General features: G+C 47.5%; 6 protein-coding genes and 1 rRNA gene. 2 read left to right on the forward strand and 5 right to left on the reverse strand.

All coding sequences use genetic code 11. The features are described from left to right. The 4 genes from EDM60_RS28290 to EDM60_RS28305 form a co-directional block, all read right to left on the reverse strand. Positions 1-102 (reverse strand): 16S ribosomal RNA (locus EDM60_RS28290); the annotation flags it as partial. 375 nt (positions 103-477) lie between these two features. Then, a complete protein-coding gene (locus EDM60_RS28295; RefSeq protein WP_122966899.1) occupies positions 478-1,569 on the reverse strand; it encodes an HD-GYP domain-containing protein in 1,092 nt (363 codons plus the stop codon). Between the two features lie 162 nt (positions 1,570-1,731). Continuing rightward, positions 1,732-4,248 (reverse strand): DNA gyrase subunit A, encoded by a 2,517-nt coding sequence (gyrA, locus tag EDM60_RS28300; protein ID WP_122966900.1) that lies wholly within the window; start codon positions 4,246-4,248, stop codon positions 1,732-1,734. Between the two features lie 229 nt (positions 4,249-4,477). Then, positions 4,478-5,662, reverse strand: coding sequence for an MFS transporter (locus EDM60_RS28305; protein ID WP_122966901.1), 1,185 nt, complete (start codon positions 5,660-5,662; stop codon positions 4,478-4,480). A gap of 521 nt (positions 5,663-6,183) precedes the next feature. Between EDM60_RS28305 and EDM60_RS28310 the strand changes: the two genes are divergently transcribed. Next, a complete protein-coding gene (locus EDM60_RS28310) occupies positions 6,184-6,918 on the forward strand; it encodes a response regulator transcription factor (RefSeq protein WP_122966902.1) in 735 nt (244 codons plus the stop codon). After that, the gene (locus EDM60_RS28315) at positions 6,915-8,273 is read left to right on the forward strand and encodes a sensor histidine kinase (protein WP_122966903.1); all 1,359 of its coding nucleotides are present in this window, start codon (positions 6,915-6,917) and stop codon (positions 8,271-8,273) included. The genes EDM60_RS28310 and EDM60_RS28315 overlap by 4 nt, the downstream gene beginning before the upstream one ends. A gap of 52 nt (positions 8,274-8,325) precedes the next feature. On the opposite strand, the gene EDM60_RS28320 is transcribed toward EDM60_RS28315, so the two are convergent. Continuing rightward, a complete protein-coding gene (locus EDM60_RS28320) occupies positions 8,326-9,600 on the reverse strand; it encodes an MFS transporter (protein WP_122966904.1) in 1,275 nt (424 codons plus the stop codon). Positions 9,601-9,857: the final 257 nt, after the last annotated feature.

The following is a 9,857-nucleotide window of genomic DNA, read 5'->3' on the forward strand; positions in this document are numbered from 1 at the left end:
ACTCACCCGTCCGCCGCTAGGGTCCGAAAACCCTCGCTCGACTTGCATGTATTAGGCACGCCGCCAGCGTTCGTCCTGAGCCAGGATCAAACTCTCCAATAAAGTTTGTTACTGGTTCAAAGCTGGCAAATCATTTAATGATAGACTCATCAACGCTTTCGCTGTTCAGTTTTCAAAGAACATTTTTTCTTTTCGCCTCTCAAGGCGACTTTTCTATCCTATCATGCCCGCTGAGTTTTTGCAAGAAGTTTTTTCTTGGCTCGTTTCGCTCAGCAGCGACAATTCAATACTTTATCAAATGAGATTGAAGAAGTCAATACCTTTATCTTCTTTTCTTATTTGATGTTCGCCTCTAGCGAAGCGACAAGATGTATCTTATCACGTATAAAAGACATGCGCAAGCACTTTTTTAAAATATATTTAAAATCCGTTAAATAAAAATGAAAAGAGGCGAATTTTATCGCCTCTCCACTCTTTTTACGATTGCTCCAAGACACGAAGAATCGCCAAATGTCTCGATTCCACCAGATTTACGATTCTCCCTTTGGCTTCTACCATCGGTCGAGTAGGGTGATTACGGTCCGTAAATACAATTTTCCCAATCGTACCGTCACTTAACTCTACAATCGTTCCAACTGCAAATTGCGTAATCCCATCCACAAAGGTGCGCACGATCGTCGGGTCTAGCTTGCCAAAGCTGTCTTGCACCAATTGCTCGACTACTTCGTACGGCGAGAGCGCTTTTTGATAAATGCGGTCAGAGCACATCGCATGATACACATCAGCTACTGCAACGATTTTGCTGTACAGGTGCAATTTTGAACCAGGCAACCCCAAAGGATATCCCGATCCATCTTCCCGCTCGTGATGTTGCAAAGCTGCCAAGGCAACGCCTTCACTCAGCCCGTGGGACGCTTTGATGATTTGATAGCCATAGACGGTATGCTTTTTGATCTCTTCAAATTCATCATCCGTCAGTTTCCCCGGCTTTTGCAAAATTCTGCGGTCGATTTTCGTCTTTCCTATATCCAGCAAAGTTCCCGCCAACGCAACCTGCATCCATTCCTTTTCCGGAACTTTGATCCATTTTGCAATCATATAAGAAATGATTCCGACCGCAATCGCATGCTCATACGTATAGCTGTCCATGCGCGCAAAACGCCGCAATGACAGCAATACTTGCGGTTGCTGCTGGAACTCGGTAATGATCGGCGTAACCACCTCACGCACTTCCATCACCGGAATGTTATTTCCGCCCTGCACACGAATCATCAAGTTTTTCAGTGTCGATACCGCTTTTTCAAAAGACTCCTGAATCGCTGGCTTGATGGTAGGCGACTTGTCGGAACTTTTCACCGGCTCTTCCGCTGGTGCTTCCGTTTGCTCAGATATATATCCAGTCCCAACTTCCTCGATATGTACCTTCTTAATCATAAAAGCTTCGAGAAATTCAATTTCTTTCTCGTAAATAGGGGTGCCCTTTGAAAACAGGATTCCCCCTAATGCCGTATAAACTTCCTCTGCCAATCTTGCTCCGCTGTTCAGTTGCTTCACTTCCACGATGGGCAACCTGGTCACCACCCGATCCAACTTGTAATCACATAGTTTTCTTTTCCCAATTTTACTCCAATTTCAAACCAATTGCAGGAATAAAGTAACAGTTTGGGCAAACTTTCTGTTCAAAAAAGAGCGCCCCACAAAACTCGGAGCGCTCCATTCATGATCTTGGCATTATTCTTCTATTGGTTCGTGATCGTCTGGTTCCACATTGGATGGAGCGTCAACTCCGTCAACTGCTTCTTCCATGTCCTCCAGATCGTCATCATCTTCATTAGGTGGGCATTTGGCTACTGAACCTACCTGTTCGTTTTCAGACAGACGGATCAGCTTCACGCCTTGCGTATAACGTCCCATTACAGAGATACCCTTCATCTCCGTGCGGATGATAATACCGGAAGTGGTGATAATCATCAAATCTTCTTCTGGCTCCACCACTTTCAGGCCGACTACATGCCCGCTGCGTTCCGTGACATTGTGCGTCTTGATCCCTTTACCACCGCGCGACTGAATACGGTATTCCTCAACAGGAGTCCGTTTGCCGTAACCGTTTGCCGTTACGATGAGAACTTCCGCGTTTGGCTTGATGACGTCCATATCAATGACATTGTCATCGTCGTCAAGCGTAATTCCCTTCACGCCGGTTGCGTTGCGTCCCATTGTCCGCACGTCACCCTCGTTAAAACGCACAGACATCCCTTTTTGCGTACCCATGATGATCTCTTGTTTCCCGTCAGTCAAACGAACACCAATCAGCTCATCGTCTTCGCGCAGATTGACTGCAATCAGTCCGCCTTTGCGAATGTTCTCATACGATTCCAGCGTGGTTTTCTTGATAATCCCTTTCTTTGTAGCAAAGAACAGGAATCGCTCATGATCAAATTCCTTGACTGGAATGACCGCGCTGACCCGCTCCCCTTTTTCAATCTGGATCAGATTGATGATCGGAGTGCCTTTTGCCGTGCGGCTGAGATCTGGAATCTCAAAGCCTTTCAGACGGTACACCTTGCCCTTGCTTGTGAAGAACATGATGTAGTCATGAGAATTGGTAATATACAGATGTTCAACAAAGTCGTCATCCTTCGTTCCCAATCCCTGAACGCCCCGTCCACCGCGTTTTTGTGAACGATAAGTGGATACAGGCAGACGTTTGATATATCCGTCATGAGTCAGCGTAATTACGACATCCTCTTCCGGAATCAAATCAGCGTCTTCGATATGATTTTCATCAAAAGCGATGGCGGTGCGCCGCTCGTCTCCGAACTTCTCCTTGATTTCGCCGAGCTCTTCGCGAATAATCGCGTAGATTTTGGCTTCATCAGCAAGAATAGCTCGCAGCTCCGCAATCTTCACCAACAGCTCCTGGTACTCGTTCTCGATTTTCTCGCGCTCCAACCCGGTCAAGCGTTGCAGACGCATATCGAGAATCGCTTGTGCCTGCTCGTAGCTCAGGGCGAAGTTGCTCATCAGCCCCTCTCGAGCTTCTTCCGTTGTTTGCGAAGAACGAATCAGGCTGATAATCTCATCGATATGATCCAGGGCAATGCGCAAGCCTTCCAAAATGTGAGCGCGCGCTTCAGCCTGCTTCAGATCGTATTCGGTCCTTCTGCGAATAATGACGCGTTGATGCTGCAGATAGTAATACAACATCTCACGCAGATTGAGGACGCGTGGGCGGCCATCGACCAATGCCAGCATGTTCACACCGAAAGTAGTCTGCATTTGCGTATGCTTGAACAGATTGTTCAACACAACTTTCGGAATGACATCGCGGCGCAGCTCCATTACGATGCGCATACCTTTACGGTCAGACTCATCGCGCAGATCGGTAATGCCTTCGATTTTCTTTTCCCGGACAAGCTCCGCGATCTTCTCAACGAGTCTTGCCTTGTTTACCTGATAAGGAATTTCCGTCACAATAATGCGCGGTTTTCCCTTTTCCTCTTCAATTTGGGTTTTCGCTCGCATGATAATCGAGCCTCGACCCGTTTCGTAAGCACGACGAATGCCACTTACCCCAAGGATCTCTCCCGCTGTAGGGAAATCCGGGCCTTTGATGATTTTCATCAAGTCTTGAACCGTAATATCCGGACTGTCGATCATGGCAATGACGCCATCAATCACTTCCGTCAAGTTATGCGGCGGAATATTGGTTGCCATCCCTACGGCAATCCCCGACGCACCGTTCAAAAGCAGGTTCGGGAAACGAGAAGGCAAGACTACAGGCTCTTCCTTGCGCCCGTCGTAGTTAGGCGTGAAATCAACTGTCTCTTTATCAATATCGCGCAGAAGCTCCAATGCCAGCTTGGAAAAACGCGACTCTGTATAACGCATGGCCGCTGCCGGGTCACCGTCAACAGAACCGAAGTTTCCTTGCCCTTCGACGAGCATATAACGCATATTAAAATCTTGAGCCATCCTTACCATTGCTTCATAGATGGAAGAGTCACCATGCGGATGGTAGTTCGCCATTACTTCCCCGACTACGTTTGCCGATTTACGGAACGCTTTGTCAGGAGTAAGACCCATATCATGCATGGCATACAAAATACGCCTGTGCACAGGCTTCAAACCGTCGCGAACATCAGGCAGCGCGCGACTGACGATAACGCTCATCGCATAGCTGATGAACGACTCTCTCATTTCTTGGCTAATATCGACTTTGGGAAACCGAGCAGTTTCTTCTGCCATAAACGGTAAACCTCCAACTGGTTATCACAATACGTTATTATACCATATAGAAAGAGGGCACGTCCAAAAATTCCAGTCGAATCAATCGATTCCCCTTGTTTTTCTCAGTTTTTCGCTCCGCTTTTACGGCAGCATCGACACACCATTTTATTCCATAGCTGTTTTACATTCACTTATGTTTTGCCATACCCGCTTTTCTTATGCAAAAATAAAAAAAGCCGAACCGATCTCAAGAAGAAATCGATTCGGACATAGCAGTCTTTTTGCCTTGCCGGGCCAAATAAATGAGGTAAATCAACAAGTAAAGTCCGAGCGCTACTAATGAATAACGATACATCACGGCAAAGCTGGTCATTTTGGCGATCGCCCCCAAAATCATGGCACCACCGCCGATCCCCAAATCAAATGCCGAGAAAAACGTCCCCGTAGCCGCGCCCCTTCTGGTCGGATCGACACGTTTGATCGTCCACGCCTGCAAGGAAGGCTGCACACCGCCAACACCAATACCAAACAATATCGCGGCAAGGATCATCTGCCATTCAGTCGTACTGTACGACAGCATAAGCAATCCGCCGCCCAGGATAACTCCACCGGGAAGCAAAATCCACACAGGCCCCTTGCGATCAAACAACTTCCCAGCCAAAGGCCGAACCGCCATCAGTGCAATCGCATTGAACAAGAAAAACAACCCGATATTGACGATTCCGACCTCAATCCCGAACAAAGTAATAAAGCTGACGATTCCTCCGTAAATGATTCCGATCAACAAATTCAACAAGGACGGAAACAGCGCTGCCTTTTCCAAAAGCCCGCTTAACACGCTTCCTTGCTGTTTTTTCGCCGGAACAATCGGTTTGAATTTTACCAGGCGCGACAGTATCATCGCTAACGCAGTCAAGCCTGCTGAGATGGCAAAAAGCCAGCCGTATCCCCAGTTTTGCGAAACCCACAGCCCCAGAAGCGGACCGAAGCCCATCGCCAAATTGCTGAACATCCCGAAGTAGCCCATACCTTCTCCGCTGCGTTCCCGAGGAATGATATCAGACACAATGGTTCCGTAAGTCGTCGTGACGATTCCCCAACCGATCCCGTGCAAAAAACGAATCGCCAACACCAATGCCACGCTGACCATCCAATAGTAGCCTGCAACCGCCAGCAGAAAAATCGCCAAGCCGAGTAAAAGGACTGGCTTTCTCCCGATCGTATCCAGCGCTTTCCCGGCAAACGGACGCACAAGCAGCGCTGACACAGTGAAAAGACTGATGACAAGCCCTACCGCCAGTTGATCTCCGCCCATATCAGTCACATATACGGGAAGGGTGGGCAGAAGCATCTGAAAAGCGACAAACAGCATAAAGTTGGAGAGCGCCAGGATCACAAAATCCTTCGTCCACAACGCCTTTTTTTCTGACATAACACTCACTCTCCCATACGAGTCCTGATCCTTTTCAATACAATATTATATGTAATGTTTTAAAAGTCAACCCGCCGATGGCACTTCTCCCCTGCCCTTGCCATTCTGCGAGCCTCTCGATCGACATATTCATGTTCATCTTTTTCAAAACAAAAAAGACGCCGGATACCCGACGCCCTGCCGCTCTGATTCATTGGATAATGCTGAACGAAACCATTACAGCTTAACGATCATTTCCAAATCGGAGGTGCGAATCATTGTTTTGGTGTCGATCAGCAGTCCGAAGAACAGCACGGCTATCTTCATTAGTTTTCTCATGGTGTATCCCCTCCGTTTGTTTGTTACCTTGATTGTACAAGCTTCCAAGCGTCTCTCCCATCGATTTGCCTTGCATGGATCTTACAAAGCTGTAAGGCTTGCAAAAAAGTGTGGGAAAAGTATGGGAAAACCGCGCTGGCAACGGATCGGAGAAAAAACTGTTGTACAATAGCTTGTGAAGATAAGCCCTGCGGAGGAACCCGATGAAAGACTTTCGTATCGCCATAGTTGATGATGATGTGAACATTCGCCAGATTGTTGCCGCCTATTTGCAAAAAGAAGGCTACCTGATAGATGCCGTAGGATCGGCAGAGGAAGCCTTTTTTCTAAAAGAAGAGGCTCCCCCTGACCTTTGGGTTTTAGACATCATGTTGCCCGGTATTGACGGATATGAATTTTGCCGTCGCATCCGCGCGGAATCTGAAACGCCTATCATCATGATTTCTGCTCGTGATGAGGAAGTGGACAAAATACTCGGATTGGAGCTTGGCAGCGATGATTATTTAACCAAGCCGTTTAGCCCGCGTGAGCTGGTAGCGCGCGTCAATCGTGCTTTAAAACGTTGGGAACATATGCGTCAACCTGCTTCACAATCGGGACTCGCCTCTGTAGCGGCGCCAGCACCAGGTAAAAACTCTGCTCCAGAAGGTCTTCTCGTATTGGATAAAGACAAACGACTCGTCTATTCGCTGGGGCACGAGGTAGAAGTGACTGCAAAAGAATTTCAGGTGCTCAGCCTGCTGTCAGAGAATCCAGATCGGGCTTTTTCCCGAGATGAATTGCTGACGCTCGTCTGGGGCTACGACTATTTTGGCAGCGACCGTGTCGTCGATGATTTGATCCGCCGCATACGCAAAAAACTGAATCACATTCCGCTAGAGACAGTCTGGGGATTCGGCTATCGCTTGCGCAAAATGGAGGGGCCAAACGAAGGATGAATATCCAGTTGCGTATCACCTTGATGTTCGCGCTGCTCCTTTGCCTGGTGACCGGAATATCTGCTGTTCTGATCAATTCTTTTTTGCTCGACCATTTAATTGCCCAGCAAAAGAAGGAACTGACGCTAAAAGGCCAGTTCTGGATTGAAAAAACGACTCTTGCCGATCAAAAAATTACAGATGCGGACATCTCCGAGCTGGACAAGCTGCTCGTGTCCAATCGCAAGGTAGAGTTGCTATTGATTGGTAAAAAGAAGAAAGTGCTTTATACCACCTTGCCTTCTTCGAATGTAAACGATTGGCTGCAAGCCTTGGAACGGAAAGCGGAGAAACGGCAAAATAAGAACATCTGGATCATTGGCCAAGACGACTATGTCGTTGTCAATCTTCCTCTTAAAAACGATGAAAAGCAGCGCCTTATCCTCGCATCACCAGTTCGCGGGCTGAAAGATGTGCGAATGGAACTCACGACAAATATGTTGCTGATCGTATGCATCGGGGCTGTTTCGACGATTTTGCTCAGTTTTTTTATCACACGCAGCATGGTGCGACCATTGAACAAACTGACCACAGAAATCAAAAAAATACAGTTTCGACGCTTCTCTGACGTCCAGCTTGTCCCGGCCCGTGGGGAGATTGCAGAAGTAGCAGAGAGTGTCTACTCCATGGCGCAGGAGCTTGATCGCTTTCATGAAATTCAGCGGCAATTTTTACAGAACGCCTCACACGAATTAAAGACTCCACTCATGTCGATTCAAGGATATGCGGAAGGAATACGCGATGGTGTTTTCGCAGAGGCAGCGGCACAAAAAGGATTGGATGTTATCGTAGAAGAAACAAATCGCTTAAAGCATATCGTTACCGAAATCATTTTGCTGGCGAAGCTTGAGAGTGAAGAAAATTTGTTTCGTCCCTCCGATCATTCGGCAACGGATCTGGTGAACCGCGCAATTGAGCGACTTCATCCACTCCAGCTGCAAAAAAAGATTTCCATTCAAATTCGTGCCGCCACTACTCCCGACATTGTTCATGTAGATGAGGGAAAGGTGCTCCAGGCTTTTCTCAACATCATTGGCAATGCGTTACGACACGCTAAAGAAAAGATCGTCATCGCTGTGGAAGTCGGGAAACATTTTGTAACCGTTCATGTTATTGATGATGGAGCAGGCATCCAGGAAGATTTGCTGCCTCATTTGTTCCACCGCTTTGTCAAAGGGAAAAATGGCGAGGTAGGGCTAGGATTGGCTATTTCCAGAGCAATCATTGAGCGTTCACATGGCCGGATTGAAGTTGAAAATGGCGCGTTATGCGGTGCTATTTTCCGCATCTCTCTCCCGCTGGCCCCCCTTGCGTAAAACTAACCCCCAAGGTACTGAATCCTTGGGGGTTAACTTCGCGCTTTTACCGTTACATATTCCGGGAAACATCTACGCTGAGCGCGTTCCTTCCAATTCTCATTACCATAAAAGAAGCGAGCAGACAAAATGCTCCTGCGACAATAAACATAAAGAAGTAGCTGTTCAATACCGTATAGACGACTCCGCCACCGTAAGCAGCTACTGCTGCTCCCAATTGATGGGCGGCCAGTATCCATCCAAACAAAATCCCTGCTTGCTCCCTGCCAAAAATATCGGTCGTCAATCTCATTGTCGGAGGAACTGTGGCAACCCAGTCCAAACCGTAGAAGACGATGAACAACCCCAAACTAAATGTCGAAGATGACAGCGCAGTAGGAAGAAACATCAAGGAAAGACCGCGAAGTCCATAATACCAGAACAACAGCCAGCGATTATTGTAACGATCCGACAGCCATCCGGAAAAGGTCGTTCCAATAATGTCAAAAATCCCAATCATAGCGAGCAGACTAGCGGCAGTAACTGCTGGAATACCATGCTCCATACAGGCAGCAATAAAATGAGCTCCGATCAAACCATTCGTAGACAAGCCACAAATAAAAAAGCTGCCAGCCAACAACCAGAAATCAAAAGAACGAAGACCTGTGTGAAGCCCTTTCATTGCCGCCCGAAACGGATTTTGTGCCGGAGCGACATGCTCTCGATCAGCTACAGTCGCCCCATAAGCGAATAGCCCTTTATCGCTAGGGTGATTTCGCATCAGCATCGCAACCATTGGCACCATGACGAGTGCGACAGAAGCAATTACCCAAGACGCTATACGCCAGCCATCCGATTCAGCCAAACTGGCTAGCAAGGGCAAAAACACTAGCTGTCCCGTAGCACCGCTTGCTGTCAAAATCCCCATGACCAGACCACGTTGCTTAACAAACCACCGATTGGCAATCATCGCCCCCAATACTGATGCTGTACACCCTGATCCGAGACCAACGACCACTCCCCACAACAGTGTCAACTGCCAGGATGACTGCATCCATGTAGTCAGAGCAGCTCCTAATGCCAGCATAAACAGAGCCAGAATTGTAATGCGCCTGATGCCAAAACGATCCATAACTGCTGCAGCAAACGGCCCAACCAAACCATATAACAGCAAATTGACAGAGAGAGCAAAGGAAATAGAAGAACGGCTCCAGCCAAATTCTTGCTCAACGGGCACCATAAATACTCCAGGTGCCGACCGAATCCCTGCGCCAATCAAAAGAATGAAGAAAGTCACTGCGGCAATTACCCATGCATAGTGGAAGCGTACTGAGGAATCCTGCTTCATAAAAGCTCCTTTCCCATTCATTACGAATTATGAACAGAAATTTCAGTATATTAATTCTGTAATCCATACTATAGTGGAGCAAGATTACAATGTAAAAACGAAATTTCCGATCTAATCCATCGGCGATTTCAGGGAAACGAGGAAAAACTCTTCACTCCGGCAAGCTCGTACATTTGGTGACGATGACGAGTAACCCGTTTTCTCATACAAAAAAAGCTGCATTCTCCATTACTCGTAAAAGTAATCGGGAATACAGC

Origin of the sequence: Brevibacillus parabrevis (assembly GCF_003710905.1) — a bacterium.
Taxonomy (GTDB): Bacteria; Bacillota; Bacilli; order Brevibacillales; family Brevibacillaceae; genus Brevibacillus; species Brevibacillus parabrevis.

Bases quoted from the DNA above. Each gene is read 5' to 3' on its own strand.
- gyrA (WP_122966900.1), bottom strand. From the start codon at position 4,248: ATGGCAGAAGAAACTGCTCGGTTTCCCAAAGTCGATATTAGCCAAGAA.
- EDM60_RS28305 (WP_122966901.1), bottom strand. From the start codon at position 5,662: ATGTCAGAAAAAAAGGCGTTGTGGACGAAGGATTTTGTGATCCTGGCG.
- EDM60_RS28310 (WP_122966902.1), top strand. From the start codon at position 6,184: ATGAAAGACTTTCGTATCGCCATAGTTGATGATGATGTGAACATTCGC.
- EDM60_RS28315 (WP_122966903.1), top strand. From the start codon at position 6,915: ATGAATATCCAGTTGCGTATCACCTTGATGTTCGCGCTGCTCCTTTGC.
- EDM60_RS28320 (WP_122966904.1), bottom strand. From the start codon at position 9,600: ATGAAGCAGGATTCCTCAGTACGCTTCCACTATGCATGGGTAATTGCC.